We start from the raw sequence: 17402 nt of genomic DNA on the forward strand, positions 1-17402 counted from the left end.
GTCCCGACGGGGGACGGCGGCCGCCCAGTGCTGTCACCGCCGAGCCCTACAACCACCGTCCGATCACCGAGTCCGCATCGGCGCGGACCTCCTCCACCGTCCCGGTGGCGATCACGTGGCCGCCCTCGTCGCCGGCACCGGGGCCGATGTCGATGACGTGGTCGGCGTTGGCGATCATGTCGGTGTCGTGCTCGATGACGACGATGGTCGCCCCGGCGTCGAGCAGGCGGTCGAAGACCCCCAGCAGCGTGTGGATGTCGCGCGGGTGCAGGCCGATCGAGGGCTCGTCGAAGACGAAGAGCTGGTGGCGCTGACCGCGACGCAGCTCGGTGGCCAGGCGCAGGCGCTGCGCCTCACCCCCGGACAGGGACGGCGTCGGCTCCCCCAGACGCAGGTAGCCCAGGCCCACGTCCACCAGGGACTGCAGCACCCGGGCGATCGTCTGCTCCCCGGCGAAGACCTCGGCGGCGCGGGAGACCTCCAGGCCGAGCACGTCGGCGATCGTGCGGCCCTCCCAGGTGACCTCCAGCGTCCCGGGGTTGTAGCGCTTCCCGTCGCAGTCCGGGCAGCGCATGGGGACGTCGGGCAGGTACTGGAGGTCCAGGCTGAGCTCGCCGAGTCCCTGGCAGGTGGGGCAGCGCCCGGCGGCCGTGTTGTAGGAGAAGTGCCCGGTCCTCCAACCGCGCTCCCGCGCCTCCGGTGTGGCGGCGAAGAGTCTGCGGATCGGGTCGAACACCCCGGAGTAGGTGGCGGGTGTGGATCGCGCGTTGCGGCCGATGGGGGTGGCATCGACGGTGACCACGCGGCGGATCCCGCCCTCGTCGAGGTCCTGCACGTGGGCGGGCAGTGGGCGCCCCTCGGCGCGTGCCTCCAGGGCGGGAACCAGACTGTCGAGGACGAGGGCGCTCTTGCCGGCCCCCGACACCCCGGTGACGACCGTCATCACCCCCAGTGGGAACCGGACGGTGACGTCGTGCAGGTTGAACCGGTCCCCCACGTGCACGCGCAGCACGGGGTCGCCCTCGTCGAGGTGGACCTCCCGCTGCGCGCGCACGCGCTGGGGGTGGTCCTCACGCAGGAAGGGCGCGATGAGGGAGCCGGGTGTCGCCTCGATCTGGGCGACGCTGCCCTGCGCGATGACGCGCCCGCCCCGGTCGCCGGCGCCCGGACCCATCTCGACGAGCTGGTCGGCGGCGCGCAGCACCTGGACGTCGTGGTCGACCACCACCAGGGAGTTGCCGTTGTCGACCAGGGCCCCGATCGCGCCGATGAGGCCGTGGACGTCGGCGGGGTGCATGCCGATCGTGGGCTCGTCCAGGACGAAGAGCAGGCCGGTGGACCTGCTGAGGACCGTGTGGGCGAGCTGGATGCGTTGGCGCTCCCCCGTCGAGAGCGTGTCCCCGGACCGGCTCAGCGCCAGGTAGTGCAGTCCCAGGGACATCAGCGGGGCGATCGCGCGGTGCAGTTCGGTGCACAGCCGGTGGGCGAGGTCGCGGGTGTCGGGTGGGACGGAGGCCTCGATGCGGGGCACCGCCGCCTCGAGCTGACCCAGGGTGAGGTCGCAGGCCTCGGCGATGGTGCGCCCGTCCACGGTGGTGCGCAGCGCGGAGGGCGCCAGGCGGGTCCCGTGGCAGGCCGGGCACAGCCGCATGACGAAGAAGCGCTGCGCGCGGGTGGAGGTGGCGCCGCCGGTCCCCTCGTCGGCGATCTGCTCGGCGGAGTCGTAGGCGTTGACGTAGGCGGCGTTGAGGGTGATGACGTGGCCGCTCCTGGTGGGCATGACGATGCGGCGGGTCACCTCGGGGCCGTGGAGGACCGTCTCGCGTTCCTCGTCCGTGAGGTCCTCGAAGGGCACGTCGGTGCGCACGCCGAGCTCCGCGGCGACCAGGGGCATGTTGGAGTGCATGAGGCCGTGCCAGGGGGCCACCGCACCCTCGGAGATGGTGCGCGTGGGGTCGGGGACGATGCCGTGGGGGTCGATCTCGCGGACCTGGCCCAGGCCGTGGCAGCGGGGGCACGCGCCCAGGGTGTTGAAGGAGAAGTCCTCGGCGCTGGGCGCGTCGAACTCCACCCCGCACACCGGGCAGGTGCGCGTGGCCACGATCCCCTGCCGGTACGAGGGCGGGAGGCGGTGGCCGTTGGGGCACAGGTGGGATCCGATGCGGGAGTACACGAGGCGCAGGACGGCGAGGACCTCGCTCATGGTGCCCACGGTGCTGCGCGGGCCGGGAACCGGCGGGCGCTGGCGCAGGGCCAGTGCGGAGGGCAGGAAGGACACGCGGTCGACGTCGGGCTTGGCGGCCTGGCTGATGTGCCGCCGGGTGAAGGTCGACAGGGCGTCGAGGTAGCGCCGCGAGCCCTCCGCGTAGAGGACCCCCATGGCCAGGGAGGACTTGCCCGAGCCGGACAGTCCCGTGATGCCCACGAACTGTCCCAGAAGGATGTCGATGTCCACGTCACGCAGGGTGTTGACCCGGGCGCCGCGGACCTCGATGGCGTCGGGGCCCCGGCGGCGGGGGGTGGGAGTGGGAGTGGAGGCAGCCATGTCCCGCAGTGTAGGAGCGCACGAGGGTGGGGCGGGTTCCCCGGTCCGGCCCGCACGCCGCCACACGTTGACGGTCAGCTACGCAGGCGCGGCCGCGGCGCAGTCCCGGTGCCGGACGTGCCCACTGGATGGCTCACCACGGGTCGCTCCTGCTGGGTGAGGGTGCCGCAGGAGGTGGATCCGGCCAGGGACACGATGGACCCGACGCCGGCGGAAGCAACCGCCACCGGCGAGGTCACCGGGCGTCGTCGACGGACCCCGACCTATCGTGAAAAACCGATACCGCCCGAGTATATGGATTTCACGATACTCCCACGGTATACTGAAATCCTGATACGAGTCGATCGGAGGCCTCCCATGCCCACACGAAGCGCACGTCTTCGCGCACCAGCAGACTTCGGACTCGCCCTCCAGCAGGCCAGGATGGCCCAGGGCCTGTCACAGACCGACCTCGCCCGCGAGCTCGGCATCACACAGAGCACGGTCAGCGCCTTCGAGACAGGGAAGTCCACGATCCACCTGCGTCGACTCCTGGAGCTCGCCCGTGCCACCGGGATCACTTTCACCGCCACCTGGGACGACGACGATGCGACTCGCCGTTGAGCTGCACGGGACCCGTGTGGGGACCATCGACGGCGACGCACGGACCTTCGACTTCCTCCCGTCGCCCGAGGCGATCGAATTCGACGAGGAGTTCGGCTCGCGACTCTCCCGACGGATGGGGCTGGCGGCATTCGGGACGACGGTCGCGGACTTCGACGGTCTGGCGGCACTGGTGGTGGAACGCTACGACCGCAGTGACGGCACCCGTGTGCACCAGGAGGACCTCAGCCAGGCCCTCGGCGCGGAGCACAACGAGAAGTACCAGGAGATGGGTGGGGTGGTGAGCCTCCGCAGGGTTGCCGAGGTCCTCAGCCAGTACGCAAGTGCTCGGGACTTGCACCGCTTGGCGCGGATGGTGGTCCTGTCGGTGGCCGTGGGGAACCTCGACATGCACACCAAGAACATCGCTCTCCTGCACCCCTCCACCGGGGAGACGCTCCTGGCACCCGCCTACGACGTGGTTCCACAGGCCCACGGGCCCAACGACGGCAGACTCGCGCTCGCTGTCAACGGGACGTACCGCCATCAGGAGATCACCCGCGCGGACCTCGTCGCCGAGTTCACCTCCTGGGGGCTCCGACATGCCGAGCAGCGGACATCTGACGCCCTGGACGAGATCGCGGCGCTCCTGGACGAGGAGACACCGCTCGCCGGGTCCTTCCACGGACTGCTCGATGAGATCACCTCCTTCGTCGACAATCTCCGCAACGGACTCCCCGTCGGCGGAGCCCCGCGGTAGTCACCGATCGGCTGGGAGCGACGTCCCGCGTCCCCCGGTCCCCGGACGTCCCACGGACGCGTTCCGGGCGGAGGACCACCGACGCCACGAGGTGCGGGTGTCGGCCACCACCGATCCGGCGTAGGCTCGAGGTGACGTGACCACCGACACACCTGAGGAGGTGATGATCCGATGGGTGACAAGTCCCCGAAGAAGTCCGGCTCGAAGACACCCGCCGGGAAGACCCTCAAGGAGAAGCGGGCGGCCAAGAAGGCCAAGCACGACGCCAAGGCCCACGAGGCCTGACCTCTCCAGCACCGACCACAGCGCCCCGGGCCACCACGTCGTGGCACGGGGCGTCGTGCTGCGCTCCGGATCCGAATCCCGATACCGGGTCTCCGGCCCCGGGGCGGCCGTACCTTGGGAGTGTGAGCGATCCACAGAGCACCTCCCCGACGGTCCCGGACGACGGCGGCGGCACTCCCCCGCCGCCCACTGCGGCCGACGGCTGGGTGCCCGACATCCTCCCCGGTTTCGAGCGTCTCACGCTGGAGCTCGAACCTGACGAGGAGGGTGACGTCGTCGCCACGCTCGTGCGCCCCGCGCGGACAGCGGGGTCGGGGGCGGGGGGCGGGGAACACGCCGGCGAGGGCAACGCCGGGAGCACCCCAGAGGGCGACCTCCCCGATGCCGGCGTGGACGTGCTCTACGTGCACGGGTGGAACGACTACTTCTTCCAGACCCACGTCGCGGACTTCTGGGAGCGCCAGGGCGCGCGCTTCTTCGCCCTGGACCTGCGCAAGTATGGCCGCAGCATCCGTGAGCACCAGACGCCCGGGTTCATCAGGGACCTCTCCACCTATGACGAGGAGATCGGGGCCGCCCTCGTCACCATGGGTCACCCGGCCCCCGCCCCCGCGACCGACGGCGCCACCGCGCTGGTCGGTGCGGACGGCAGTGCACCGACTGCCGTCAGCTCCCTGACGGGCGTGCTCCCGGCGGGAGGCCTCGCGGCGGCCGCCGTCCGCGCACTGTTCTCGGAGCCACTCTCCGAGCTGCTCTCCCGCGGATCCACGGCCGCGGAGTCCCGACCCCTGACGGCGGGGTCCTCGACGGTGGAGGACGCTTCCGGGACCGGCGGGCCCCCGGCAGTCGACCCCGCGCCGGACCTCCTGACCTCCGCCTCGGGTCCCGAGGGGTCTCCGGAACTCCCGTCGTCACCGGCAGCCACCGCGCGCCCCGCTGACGAGGGCCGGATCGGTGCCGGGTCCCCGCCCACTCCCCCGCCGCCGACCCACGTGGCCGGGTCCGAACCACGTCATGTCGCCCATCCGGGCGAGACCCTCGCGGACGCCGCGCACATGGAGCCCGATCCCGGGCGCCGCAAACTGTTGCTGGTGGGGCACTCGACCGGGGGCCTCATCCTCAGCCTGTGGGTCTCGCGGCACTCCGGGTGGGCCGACGGCCTGGTGCTGAACTCCCCGTGGTTGGAGTTCCAGACCCGCAACATCGGACGTCGCCTGCTGGAGCCGGGGGTGCGGATGCACGCTGCCCTGGCCCCGCAGAACCGCATGGTCAACGTGGACCTCGGCCTCTACACCCGCTCGATCTCCTCCCGCTTCGACGGTGAGTGGGACTACGACCCGACCCTGCGCTCCGACGCGGGGTGGCACGCGACGCCGGCGTGGCTCTCGGCCATCCTGCAGGGCCAGGAGGCCGTCGCAAAGGGCCTGGGGATCACCGTCCCCGTCCTGGTGCTGTTCAGCGCCTCGTCCAGCCTGCCCCTGGTGTGGAGCGAGGCGGCCATGCACACCGACACCGTCCTCGACGTCGTCGGGGTGGCCCGCAGGTCCGCCGACCTGGGCAGCCATGTGACCATCGTGCGCGTCGAGGGCGCGCTGCACGACGTCACCCTCTCCGCCGCCCCCGTACGCGAAGTCGTCTGGACCGAGACGGAGCGCTGGTTTGCCGCCTACATGGGGCCGCGTCCCACCGCCCGTTCGCCGCGCCACTGAACCTGCGCCCCCCTTCCGGGGCGGGGTACCGGGCGCTGGGGTCCGGGCACCGGTCACCGGGATGCCCCGGAGCACCGGGCGCTGGGGTCCGGGCACCGGCGGGAATGGATCACCGCTCGACGCGTTGTGGTCCACGGACGGATCTCCACCATCCCCGGGAGGGCTCATGCGGCAACCAACACTGTCAGTCGGCGACCAGATCGGTCTCCTGGAGTCCTCCGGGGCGTTCGGAGTCTCCCTCGACGCGGACGCCGTGCGCGCCGCGGCCCACCGCCTCATTGAGGAGGTGCCCGACGAGGTCGCACTGGTGGCCCTGCATCCACGGTGGTTCCGGGCCTCCGACCTCGCACCCCTGGTGAGGCGTGAGGGGAAGGCCGGGTTCGTCGTCGCGGACATGACGGACGTCGACGAGTTCCTCCCCGTGGGCGTGAGGCTCCCGGACTCGCCGCTCTACCTGGTGCGCGGTGTCAGCCGTGGCGACGACCTGCGCAATGCCTCCCCGGAGGAGGCACTGCGTGAGTTCGACGCCACCGGACGACGTGGATTGACCCTGCAGGAGGGCCTCAGCTGGGCGCTCACCGATCCCGGGGTGATCGAGCCGAACGCCTGCTTCATGACGATCGCCTCCCGGAAGCAGAAGGGTGCCACGCGCACGGGCGAGCCGGTGTTCGACACCCGCACCCCCGCACTGTGGATCAGCGGAGGGACGGGCCGCGACGGTGCCGAACAACGCAACGCCCCGAAGGTCGGCTGGTGCTGGTGGCGCAACCGTCACACCTGGCTGGGGATCTCGTCGGCCGAGAGGTAGCACGTGGGTTCATTCGCGGTTCATCTCCGGGGTGAAAGACTCCCAATGGGTCAGGAGCGTGGGAGACCGGTGATGGGGTCGATGTCCTGTTTGGTGCTGTCTTCGACACCGACGACTCGCTGGTGCTCCTGCTCCTCGACAAGGTGCACGTGGGATGGATCCAGGACATCGAAGACCGGGTCCAGAACTGCGCCCGTGCCGTCAGGCTTCCGGCGACGGTAGAAGATCCACCCCCTCGCCTCTGCCCACAGCAACAGCCTGTCCAGACCGAACAGAGCCACTGTCGCACCAACTGCGACCAGGATGACAGTCATCTGCGCTCTCCCTGTGACGCAAGGGCCGAGCCATGCGCTTCTCGCTTGGATGGACCCGGCTGAGTCAACATTACTGCTGCTGCGATCCGTCTCTTGCCCCTCAGCGGCGCATCAATCGGCTCACGCATTGACATTGCTGGTGGATACACGGACCAACAGTCTAGGTAGCGAGATGGGCCCGACTCGGCCGCGCCCATGCTGCATTGCCCCCAGGTGTTGGTCAAGTGGTCTTATGCCACGCACCAATCTCAACGGTGGTGAGCATGCCGATGTCCAAACTCTCCAGTTGCTCGTAGGCCTCGGCCAGCGAGGGGTCTCCGTCGCCCTGCGAGCTGTTCCAGGTGCTGGAGTCCTCCAACGGGTCCTCGCCCGGTGGGACGAACAGCGCTGGCGTCTGCCCCTGGGTGAGCTGGACGGCGAACGCCCACAGCCGCTCAGCACCTGCGCCTGCCAGTTCCCCCGTCCACTCCAGGTCCGCAGTGGCGATCCCTCCGGGCGCGAGGGTGATGAGCGGCTGCTCGTCCTCGCCGGGCGTCCCCGACCCGGTCAGGTTCCTCTGTTCCGCCGTCCACAGGAACGTCGACCCCCAGTCCCCGTATCCACCGATGCCGGGGTACCCCTGGACCGTGCAGGTGTGTGAGGAGGTGTTGGTGACCATCAGGTGTGAGTAGCGGTGACCCATGGCCACGTCGAAGCCGCGCAGGAGGAAGGCGACGTCATCAGCGCTGCAGGACCCGTCGCTCTGCTGCGCCGTGGCGCCGAGCCGGAGGAGGGCGCTGCGCTGGTCGGCGTCAAGGCCGGAGGGTTCCGGCACCGGCGAGACGGTCGCCTGGTCCCACCCGCTGCCGAGCTCCCCCTCCGAGGGCTCCCCGACCGACTGGGGCGCATCGGGGCTCGCCACCGTGGTCGGGGACGCGGCCCCCGTCGACCGGGACTGATCGGATCCCGACCCGGCGTCCCCCCGACCCGTCGCCCACCACGCCACCAGGGCCACCAACGCGGCGACCACCAACACCGTCCACCACAGGGCAGGAGTCCGAGTCGGGGCCGGGGCCTGATCTGACGGGTGTGAGTCCATGTCCCCACGGTGCCCGCTCTCACTCGCGATGTCCAGCCATCTTGGGGCGCACGTTGTGCAGTCCGTGGCTGGCGTCGCCAACTCCCCCGTGCGCGTCGCTCTCCATGCGGGGTACCCCCAGCCTGCGCGACTCCGCCCTGGGCTCGATGTCCTCACGGGGGCCGGGGCGGTGTGCGCTCCTGGAGCCCCGCACACCACGGGCCCCCATCAGGCGCATGGCATTGAGGATGACCACCAGGACGGAGGCCTCGTGGACCAGCATGCCCAGCGCCATCGTGACCCCACCGGTGAACACCCCCACCAGCAGGAGAGCGACAGTGGCCAGGGCAACCACGATGTTCTGACGCATGACGCGAACGGTCCGCTTCGCGATCCCCAGGGCCTGGGGCACTCGGAGCAGGTCCTGCGACATCAGCGCAATGTCTGCGGTTTCCACTGCGACTGCGGATCCGGCTGCCCCCATGGCCACGCCGATGTCTGCGGTGGCCAGGGCGGGAGTGTCGTTGACCCCGTCGCCCACCATCGCGATGACGTGTCCGTCGTGTCGCAGTGCTGCGACGGCGTCCTGCTTGTCCTCGGGCAGCAGCCCGGCCCGGACCTCGGTGATGCCCGTCGCCGCTGCGACCGCCTCGGCCACGGGCCGGGCGTCCCCGGTGAGCATGACGATGCGTGTGACACCCGTCCGGCGCAGCTCCTCCACCATCTGGGGGGCCTCGGTGCGTACCCTGTCTGCCACGCCCAGCACGCCGATGACCTGCTGGTCCACGGCCACGACCATCGGCGTGCGCCCACGCGCGGCCAGGTCCTCCCAGGCCCGTGCCGCCCGACCGCCCGGGTCCTCCACGCCCTGGCGTGGCAGCAGGGAGAGGCTGGCGACCAGGACACGTCGGCCCCCGACCCTGGCGATGATGCCCGCCCCCGGCACGGGGGTGACCTGGTCGGGCAGCCCACCGGGTCCCACACCGCGAGCGCGGGCAGCCTCCAGCACCGCGGGAGCCAGTGGGTGTTCCCACCCGATCTCCGCGGCGGCGGCCAGTCCCAGCACCTCGCCCTCGTCCCGTGCGGGGTCCAGGACCACGACGTCCTCCAGGTGCGGGTGCCCCTGGGTGAGGGTCCCCGTCTTGTCCAGGGCGACGGCGCTGATCCGGGCCGTGGTCTCCAGGTACTCCCCGCCCTTGATGAGGATGCCGGTGCGCGCCGCACGCCCGATCCCGGCCACGACCGCCACGGGGATGGAGATGACCAGGGCCCCAGGGCAGCTGATCACCAACAGTGTGAGGGCCCGGGCGATGTCCCCCGTTGCCAGGCCCACTGCCGATGCCAGGACGATGACTGCGGGCGTGTACCAGCGCGAGAAGCGCTCCATGAACGTCTGGGTGGGAGCCTGGGCGTCCTGGGCGTCCTCGACCCGGTGGATGATGCGTGCCAGGGTCGTGTCGGAGCCGATGCCAGTGGCTCGCACCTCCAGGACGCCGCCCCGACAGATCGTCCCGGCGAAGACGCGTCCGCCGATGGACTTCTCCACCGGGATCGACTCCCCGGTGATGGAGGACTCGTCAATCGCTCCTGTGCCTGAGATGACCCGGCCGTCCACCGGGATCCTCGCACCGTTCCTGACCAGGACTGTCTCACCGTGGTGCACCTGGGAGGCGGGCACCTGGTGGGGGGAGCCCTGGCGGATGACGGTGGCGGTCTGGGGTGCCAGGGCGACCAGCTGCGTCAGGGCCGAGCGTGTGCGGCCCAGGGTCGCGTCCTCCAGGGCGTGCCCGAGTGCGAAGAGGAAGGTCACCGCCGCCGCCTCCCAGAAGCTGCCGATGGCCAGGGCACCGAGCGCGGCGATCGCCACAGCAGGTCGATGCCGATCACGTGCGCGCGAAGAGCACGCAGCGCGCGGACCAGGACGGGGACACCCGCCACCGCGGCGGCTGCGACCATGACCAGGTCGGGCAGGGTGAAAGCTTCGGGAGCTCGGACATCTGCGGCGCTTGGCAGCCACCACCGGGGGCCCAGCACCACCGCCCCCACTCCCCCGCCCGCGTGGCGCAGGAGCAGGGCGGTCAGGATGAGCGTTGCGGAGATCGCGGGGATGAACCAGCGGTTCCTGAGGATCTGGCGGACTTGTTCCACAGCTGTCGAAGCCTTTCAGGTCTGGGCACGGCTGAGTGGGGGGCGGCGGGCGGGGTCAGAGGTCGGACGGAGCGCTCGGGTAGCCGGCGTGGGCCAGGGCGTCGACCAGGTCCTGGGTCGACACCCGGGCGGGGTCGTGGTCCACCTCGACCCGGGAGGAGGCGAAGTGGACCGACACACCCTGGACGCCTGGCAGTCGACGGAGCTGCTTCTCGATCTTGGCCACGCAGGAGGGGCAGGAGAATCCCTGGGCCCGCAGGACGGTGTGGGTGGGGGTGGTGGTGGTGTGGAGCGTGCTCATGGTGCAGGTGCCTTTCGTGGGCTTTCGTGTCTGACACCCCGAAGGTAGGTGCACCCGTCGGCCATTTCCTTGACCCAGGTCAAGTTCCCCGGGGGCTTCGCCCCGGGCGGACGAGGGCGACCCGCACCCCCTCCCCTACCAGGGCGACACCGAGGCACCGTGGTCGGTGTCCGCGCCTGGGTCCAGAGGGCATCCGGACGTGAGGACCGTGCACGGGCCCGCCCACCTCCGATAGGGTCCCACCATGTCCCCCGGCGAACTCTGCGTGGCGCGCGTCCCGATCTTCCAGGGGCTCAGCCGCCAGGACCAACTGCAGGTGGCGGGATTTATCCGCCCCCTCCAGGTGCGCACGGGCCAGACCGTCGTCTTCCCCGGCCAGCCGGTCTCACGTGTCCTCATCATCCACAGCGGGCGCCTCAAGGTCAGTCGCACGACCGCTGAGGGGCAGGAGCAGGTCCTGCGCACCCTCTCCGAAGGAGATGTCGTGGGCGAACGCGCGTTCCTGACCGGGGAGCTCTCCGACAACACCGTCGTCGCCCTGGAGGACTCCCGCATGTGCGTCCTGGACCATGGGGACCTGTCCGCCCTGCTGCGTGAACACCCTGACATCAGCCAGCGGATGCTGCGCACCCTCTCCGATCGCCTCGCCTCCGCGGAGCGCCTGCTCACGGCCGTGACCTCCAGCGACGTGGGTGCGCGGGTGGCCGCCTACCTCCTGGACCTCCCCGCAACCCTCCACGACGGAGTGCCCGGGGTGCACCTGCCCATGGCCAAGCATGAGGTCGCAGCCCATCTGGGAACCACACCGGAGACCCTGAGCCGGCGCCTGTCCGCCCTCGTCGCCTCCGGCGCCATCACCCTGCAGGGCCGCCGCGACATCTCGATCGTGGACCTCCCGGCACTGGAGCGGGCGGCCACCCCCCTGCGGGCGACCAGTGGCATCTGAGGGCGGCCCCCCGCCTGCCCCGGAGCATGCCGGCGCCCGCGAGGTCTTCCGCGTCTTCCTCCGCCTCGGTGTGACGTCCTTCGGTGGGCCCATCGCCCACATCGGCTACTTCCGTGAGGAGTTCGTGGCACGCAGGCGGTGGATCAGTGACACCCAGTACGCCGAGCTGGTGGCGCTGTGCCAGTTCCTGCCCGGCCCTGCCTCCAGCCAGGTCGGCTTTGCCTTGGGCCTCTGACGTGCGGGTCCGATGGGGGCACTGGCCGCCTGGGTGGCCTTCACCATGCCTTCGGCCCTGGTGCTGGTGCTGGCGGGACTCGGGTTGGTCTCCCTGGGGGGCGTGGTGGGCGACGGGGTCCTCATGGGTCTCAAGGCGGTGGCAGTCGCGGTGGTCGCGCACGCAGTGTGGGGGATGGCGCGCACGCTCACACCGGACGTCCCGCGGATGCTCATCGCGGTCACCGCCGCAGGCCTGGCCCTGGCGCTCCCGGGCGTCCTGGGGCAACTGGGCGCCCTCGCCGTGGGCCTGGGTGCGGGACTCCTGTGGCGTGGGGAGGAGGACGGGCGCGAGGCCGCACACGTCGACGCGGGGATCTCACGTCGCACCGGGCTGGCTGCCCTCGGCGCGTACGTGGTGCTGCTCCTGGCGCTGCCGGTCCTCACCGCCCTCACCCAGGACAAGTGGGTCTCCCTGGCCGACGCGTTCTACCGGGCGGGAGCACTGGTCTTCGGCGGGGGGCACGTCGTCCTCCCGCTCCTCCAGGGCGAACCAGTGATCGCAGCGTCGATCAGCCAGGAGCAGTTCCTGGCCGGATACAGCGCAGCGCAGGCGATACCGGGGCCCCTCTTCACCCTGGCCGCCCCGCTGGGTTTCGCCATGGAGCCCGCAGGGGCAGCACCTGCGGCTGCCGCACTGGCACTGGTCGCGATCTTCCTGCCCGGCCTCCTCCTGGTCGTGGCGGCGCTCCCCTACTGGGAGTTGGTCAGGACACACCCCGTCGCCCGCTCTGCCATGGCGGGAGCCAACGCGGCTGTGGTCGGCATCCTCCTCGCCGCCTGGTGGACCCCGATCATCACCACGGGGATCACCGGGCTCCCCTCACTGGTCATCGCCCTGGGATGTGTGCTGCTGCTCGTGGTGTGGAAGCGGCCGGCCTGGATCGCTGTCCTGGTCGGCGCACTGGCGGGAGCCGTGGTCGGCGTGAGTGGCATGGGCCTCACCTGGGGCCAGGTGCACTGACCAGGACCGGTTGGATCGACGGGGTACCAGAGTGAGTCCCAGAGGCTGGGCCTTCCCCCTCGGCCTCAGTCTCGCAGGATCTTCTCCATCGCGCGCCCGCGGGCGAGCTCGTCCACGAGCTTGTCCAGGCGGCGGATCTCCCGCATCGTCGGGTCCTCGACGTCCTCCACCCGCACCCCGCACACGACGCCCGTGACCCGGTCGCGAGCGGGGTTGGGCGACGGCGCCCGGGCGAAGAAGGTCTCCAGGTCGGTGCCCGCCGAGAGCTCCTCGGCGAGCGCGTCGGGGGTGTAACCGGTCAGCCATTCGATGACGCGGTCGACCTCCTCGCGTGTGCGGCCCTTCTTCTCCGCCTTCTCGACGTAGAGCGGGTACACGCGTGACATCGCGATGGTGAAGATCCGCGGTTTCGCCATGGGTCCATTCTCGCCGAGGGGCCGACCGGCCGCACGGGAGGCCGGGTGCGTGCGGGTCACGGCGGACGAGGCCAGTGCGTGCGGATCAGCACGGACGAGGGCGACCACGGCCGGGTTCCGCTGAAGTCGTCGGTACCCCGCCGACTTGCTTCCGACGGACGACGGCCGACGGCCGAGCGACCACCCTCCGACCGCCCTCCGACCACCCCCTTCAAATGCTACGCAAAGCGTGCTACTTTCCCCCACGTGCAGGAACAGGAACAGATCCCGGCGGCGTCCGACGAGGACCCCGTCCAGTGGGCCCGCCTGGTCCTGATGCTCGGACGCATCGAGAGACTCTCCAAACGACTCGGCGGCATGCCGGTCAGCGCCGCACGCTGGAGGGCACTGCAGGTCGTCGAGACCTTCGGGCCCCTCACGGTCGGTGAGTTCACGCGACTGGACGGGCATGCCCCGTCCTCGTCGACGCGACAGCTGCGCGACCTCGAACGCGACCACCTCATCGAACGCAGCGACTCCCCCGAGGACCGCCGCGTCTCCCACCTGAGCATCACCCCCAAGGGCTCGCGGACCATCCGCGCCTTCGAGCAGGCCGTCGGCCAACAGGTCGCGGCCGTCGTCGACCGGCTCCCCCGTTCCGACCGTGACGCCATCCTCGCCGCGGCCCCGGCCCTGCACGACCTGCAACAGATGCTGCGGGCCACCCACGGATTCATCACCGAGGACACCCATGACCACGACCAGCACGCCCCAGCAGACGACACCCGGGGGCGCGACGCCTGACGGCCCCTCCCGGTCGACCACGACCCAGCACACGACATTGGCCACGCCCCGGGACACCGAGAGCGCCGCCCATCCCGAGAAGATATCCCCCGCCGTGTGGGCCATCGCCTTCGCCTGCGCCATCTCCTACATGGGCATCGGCCTCATCGACCCGATCCTGCCCACCATCTCCCAGGACCTCGACGCCTCCCCCGGCCAGACCGAGCTCCTCTTCTCCACCTACCTGGCGGTCACGGCGCTCGTGATGTTCCTCAGCTCCTGGGTGTCCTCACGCATCGGGCGGCGCACCACGCTGCTGCTGGGCCTCGGACTCATCGTCGTCTTCGCACTGGCCTGCGCCTCCTCCCCCAGCGTCTCCTGGGTGATCGGCTTCCGCGGCGGCTGGGGGGTGGGCAATGCGCTCTTCGTCTCCACCGCCCTGGCCGCGATCATCGGCTCCACCTCCGACTCACGCCGCGCCGTCATGCTCTACGAGGCCGCGATGGGTGCCGGCATGGCGCTGGGCCCGATGGCCGGTGGTCTGCTCGGCGGGATCTCCTGGAGGGGCCCCTTCCTGGGCACCGCCGCCCTCATGGCGATCGCCCTGGTCTCCATCGCGATGTTCCTGCCCACCCATGAGCCGCGCGGACCCCGCACGGACCTCGCCGCCCCCTTCCGGGCGCTCGGCCACCGCGAGTTCCGCCTCCTGCTGACCGCCACGCTCTTCTACAACTTCGCGTACTTCATCATGCTGGCCTACGCGCCGTTCCCCGTGGAGAACGCCGCGACCCTGAACGGACAGGTCTTCACGCCGATGGACTTGGGACTGGTCTTCTTCGGCTGGGGCGGACTGCTGGCGCTGTGCTCGATCCTCATCGCCCCGCGCCTGACACGCACCCTCGGCCTGCGCCAGACGATCATGGCCGCGCTGGTGGCCATCACCCTCACCCTCGTGGTCCTCACGCTCTTCCCCGCGAGCCTCCCCATCCAGGTGACGGCCACGATCGTCGGCGGCGGCCTGGTCGGCATCACGAACACCGCGATGACCGAGGCCGCGATGGAGGCCACCGACCTGCCGCGTTCCATCGCCTCCTCCGCCTACTCCGGGGTCCGCTTCATCGGGGGCGCCATGGGCCCGACCCTGTCCGGCCCGATCAGCGACGCCTTCGGGGCGCAGGCACCGTACGTGGCGGCAGCCCTCGCGGTGCTGGTGACCATCGGGCTCATGGCCGCCGACCACCTGCGGGTGAGCCGACCGCGCGAGGCCGCCTTCGCCGAGGCTGACATCGTCGCCCGTGCGGACTGACCCGACGAGGGCGGACAGGCGCGACGAGGGCGGACGGGTCAGGGCCCTCTCCTCGCAGGGGCATTTCCCTGACCGGATCGTCGTCACCCGTGGGATCGGTGGTTGACTGGGTCGTCCCCTGACCCAGGAATGCAGGCAGGACCGCTGTCGAGGTCCTGTGCAGGTGGCAGATTCCCCAGGACGGTGAGGAACGAGGTCATGGCAGTCACGAGTCGCGGCGTGGGCCGCAGAATTCTCCTGGTCATCTCCTACACCGTCTTCGGCGCTCTCATGGCCGTCTCGGTCACCTTCTGCGTCGCGGTGTTCTCCTCCATCGACTTCAGCACCGGGGGCTCCCCGATGGGCAACGGTGAGCTCATCGAGTGGCTCAGGGCGCGTGCAGTCAGTGGCGCCCTCGTGGGCCTCGCGGTGGGGGCCGTCCGGGCCCTGCTCCCCGGTGAGCGCGGGACGGGACTCCACCTGGTCTCCGCCGTCCTCATCCCGGTCGCGTCCATGATCGCCTCGCTGGCGTGGGCCGCTGCGGTCTCCGTCGTCCTGGTGGTCGTCAGGGGATTCGTCCCCGACGTCCTCGACCACCAGCGCACCATCATCATGGGCGGGGTGTGGGCCATTCCCGCCCTCGTCCTCCTCACCGTGCTGTTCGGCAAGCCCACTCCGCCTGGACGGACGTCGGGGGGCTACGTCGGATCGGGCTACACCGGAGGTTCTTCCCTGTACGGGTCCGGCGCGTCCGCGGGCCCCGTGGGGGCGGGGTTCGGGTACGGCGGTGCGACGACGTACCGCACGAGCAGAGACCTCTTCGGGGGCGGGACCACGTCCTACGGGTCGGACGGGAGCACCTACCGCACGACCAGCGATCTCTTCGGCGGTGGCACGACGACCCACGGGTCCGACGGCACCACCTACCACACCACCAGCGACCTCTTCGGTGGCGGGACCACCACCCATGGGTCCGACGGCACCACCTACCACACCACCAAGGACCTCTTCGGCGACGGGTACACGACCCGGGGTGACGACGGCTCGGTGATGCGCACCTCGAAGGACCTGTTCGGGGACGGCACCACCACCCGCAGGGACCAGTAGCGCAGGTGGGGCCACGGGCCCCGGGTGCCCCGGACGTCGACACGGGAACGCCTCGGGCACGCCGTCAGTTCTCGGAGTCAGTGGCTCACACGTCGTGGCGCAGGGCTGCCGTGAAGTCGTCCTCGCCGTCACCGGTGCGCTGGACGGTGGTGAGCGCGTCGAGGAATGTCGTGGCCGCGGGCAGCGCTCCGTCGGCCACACCCAGCATGAGGCGGATGTCCTTGGCCAGGAGGTTCGCGGAGAAGGCCGTGTCGGAGAAGTCGGCTCCCAGGAGCAGGGCGCGCTTGGCGTTGACCTGCTTCTCGAGCATGGAGCCCTGGAGTGCGTCGATGACCTGCTCGGTGGTCAGTCCCCCACCATGCCCGATGCGCAGGGCCTCGCGGATGCCCTCAGTCGCGGTGGCGATGCCGACATTGGCGATGAGCTTGGCGACCTCGGCACCAGCAGGGGTCGGGTACTCCCGGATCCACCCGCCGGCCCGCTCGCTGGACCACGACCGCGCGATGTCGCACGCCTCCGCCCTCGTCGGTGCCTCCGTGGAGCCGACCGCGGTGCCCAGCGTGCGGGCGCGCGCCGGGGCGATCGTGCCGATGACGGGGGTCGCGGCGAAGCGGATGCCGCGGGCGGAGGCCCACTCGGAGTAGGAGGTCGCGTCGTCGGGCGAGACGGTGCTGACGTCCATCCACAGTGTCCCGGCGGCGATCGGCAGGTCGGCGTCGAGGACGACCTCCTGGACCGCGGTCGGGCCGAAGAGTGTGGTCACGACCACGTCGACACCCTGCACCGCTGCGGCCGGGGTGGGGGCCAGGGTCGCCCCCTTGTCCACGAGGGGTTGGGCCTTGCTCGCGGTCCTGTTCCACACCGTGACGTCATGACCGTCCTCGACCAGGTGGGTGGCCAGTTCCCGTCCCATGCGACCCAGTCCGAGGAATGCGATGCGTGCACTCATGTCCGTCTCCCATCCGTGCAGGCCGGCGGCCGGGGACTCCGGCGGCCACGTCCATTGTGCCGCGTGGTCGGCGTGCTGGCCGGGTGGTATCGGTGGCCTGTCCGGGAAGCAAGGGGAGGTTGCGTCCGCGCATCTCCGTTGGCGACGGCCGCCCCGGGGGTCAGTTGATGATCTGGGTGGTGCGGTCCTCG

At 70.8% G+C, this 17402-nt stretch carries 16 protein-coding genes and 1 pseudogene; 9 read left to right on the plus strand and 8 right to left on the minus strand.

What is annotated here, in order from left to right:
- Nucleotides 1-46: 46 nt before the first annotated feature.
- Complete coding sequence (locus TA90_RS11730; RefSeq protein ID WP_043536703.1) at nt 47-2545, minus strand: excinuclease ABC subunit UvrA; 2499 nt, start codon at nt 2543-2545, stop codon at nt 47-49.
- A gap of 357 nt (nt 2546-2902) precedes the next feature.
- On the opposite strand from TA90_RS11730, the gene TA90_RS11735 reads away from it, so the two are divergent.
- From TA90_RS11735 to TA90_RS11755, 4 genes are all read left to right on the plus strand, one after another.
- A complete protein-coding gene (locus TA90_RS11735) occupies nt 2903-3148 on the plus strand; it encodes a helix-turn-helix domain-containing protein (RefSeq protein ID WP_043536705.1) in 246 nt (81 codons plus the stop codon).
- Nucleotides 3132-3887: a type II toxin-antitoxin system HipA family toxin gene (locus TA90_RS11740; RefSeq protein WP_052450832.1), complete on the plus strand. Its 756-nt coding sequence runs from the start codon at nt 3132-3134 to the stop codon at nt 3885-3887. The genes TA90_RS11735 and TA90_RS11740 overlap by 17 nt, the downstream gene beginning before the upstream one ends.
- Nucleotides 3888-4294: 407 nt before the next feature.
- Nucleotides 4295-5881, plus strand: coding sequence for an alpha/beta hydrolase (locus TA90_RS15300; protein WP_197067897.1), 1587 nt, complete (start codon nt 4295-4297; stop codon nt 5879-5881).
- A gap of 166 nt (nt 5882-6047) precedes the next feature.
- Nucleotides 6048-6689, plus strand: a complete 642-nt coding sequence (locus tag TA90_RS11755) for a DUF5701 family protein (RefSeq protein WP_197067898.1) — start codon at nt 6048-6050, stop codon at nt 6687-6689.
- Between the two features lie 50 nt (nt 6690-6739).
- Here the strand turns inward: TA90_RS11755 and TA90_RS11760 are convergent, their stop codons facing one another.
- From TA90_RS11760 to TA90_RS11775, 5 genes are all read right to left on the minus strand, one after another.
- The gene (locus tag TA90_RS11760) at nt 6740-7003 is read right to left on the minus strand and encodes a hypothetical protein (protein ID WP_052450834.1); all 264 of its coding nucleotides are present in this window, start codon (nt 7001-7003) and stop codon (nt 6740-6742) included.
- A gap of 220 nt (nt 7004-7223) precedes the next feature.
- Nucleotides 7224-8081 (minus strand): DUF4232 domain-containing protein, encoded by an 858-nt coding sequence (locus tag TA90_RS11765; RefSeq protein ID WP_082031677.1) that lies wholly within the window; start codon nt 8079-8081, stop codon nt 7224-7226.
- 19 nt (nt 8082-8100) lie between these two features.
- The gene (locus TA90_RS11770; RefSeq protein ID WP_074015398.1) at nt 8101-9927 is read right to left on the minus strand and encodes a heavy metal translocating P-type ATPase; all 1827 of its coding nucleotides are present in this window, start codon (nt 9925-9927) and stop codon (nt 8101-8103) included.
- Complete coding sequence (locus TA90_RS15305) at nt 9867-10208, minus strand: hypothetical protein (protein ID WP_197067899.1); 342 nt, start codon at nt 10206-10208, stop codon at nt 9867-9869. Before TA90_RS15305 ends, TA90_RS11770 begins: the two co-directional genes overlap by 61 nt.
- A 55-nt stretch (nt 10209-10263) precedes the next feature.
- On the minus strand, nt 10264-10509 hold the full coding sequence (locus TA90_RS11775; protein ID WP_043536707.1) for a heavy-metal-associated domain-containing protein: 246 nt from the start codon (nt 10507-10509) through the stop codon (nt 10264-10266).
- Nucleotides 10510-10753: 244 nt separating this feature from the next.
- On the opposite strand from TA90_RS11775, the gene TA90_RS11780 reads away from it, so the two are divergent.
- Nucleotides 10754-11455, plus strand: a complete 702-nt coding sequence (locus tag TA90_RS11780; protein WP_043536709.1) for a Crp/Fnr family transcriptional regulator — start codon at nt 10754-10756, stop codon at nt 11453-11455.
- Nucleotides 11445-12692 (plus strand): annotated as a pseudogene (gene chrA / locus TA90_RS11785) (chromate efflux transporter). Before TA90_RS11780 ends, chrA begins: the two are co-directional and overlap by 11 nt.
- A gap of 65 nt (nt 12693-12757) precedes the next feature.
- Here chrA and TA90_RS11790 read toward each other — a convergent pair.
- Nucleotides 12758-13108 (minus strand): DUF2200 domain-containing protein, encoded by a 351-nt coding sequence (locus TA90_RS11790; protein WP_043536720.1) that lies wholly within the window; start codon nt 13106-13108, stop codon nt 12758-12760.
- Nucleotides 13109-13354: 246 nt separating this feature from the next.
- On the opposite strand from TA90_RS11790, the gene TA90_RS11795 reads away from it, so the two are divergent.
- The 3 genes from TA90_RS11795 to TA90_RS13430 all read left to right on the plus strand — a co-directional run bounded on the left by TA90_RS11795 (nt 13355) and on the right by TA90_RS13430 (nt 16262).
- Nucleotides 13355-13891: a MarR family winged helix-turn-helix transcriptional regulator gene (locus tag TA90_RS11795; protein ID WP_043536710.1), complete on the plus strand. Its 537-nt coding sequence runs from the start codon at nt 13355-13357 to the stop codon at nt 13889-13891.
- On the plus strand, nt 13839-15176 hold the full coding sequence (locus TA90_RS11800) for an MFS transporter (protein ID WP_082031678.1): 1338 nt from the start codon (nt 13839-13841) through the stop codon (nt 15174-15176). Before TA90_RS11795 ends, TA90_RS11800 begins: the two co-directional genes overlap by 53 nt.
- 198 nt (nt 15177-15374) lie before the next feature.
- Nucleotides 15375-16262 carry a hypothetical protein gene (locus TA90_RS13430; RefSeq protein ID WP_052450835.1) on the plus strand — a complete coding sequence of 296 codons (888 nt, stop codon included), beginning with the start codon at nt 15375-15377 and terminating at the stop codon, nt 16260-16262.
- An 85-nt stretch (nt 16263-16347) separates the two neighbouring features.
- Here TA90_RS13430 and TA90_RS11815 read toward each other — a convergent pair whose 3' ends face one another.
- Nucleotides 16348-17211, minus strand: coding sequence for an NAD(P)-dependent oxidoreductase (locus tag TA90_RS11815; protein WP_052450836.1), 864 nt, complete (start codon nt 17209-17211; stop codon nt 16348-16350).
- Between the last annotated feature and the right edge of the window lie 191 nt (nt 17212-17402).

It is taken from the genome of Actinomyces polynesiensis (genome assembly GCF_000820725.1).
GTDB lineage: Bacteria > Actinomycetota > Actinomycetes > Actinomycetales > Actinomycetaceae > Pauljensenia > Pauljensenia polynesiensis.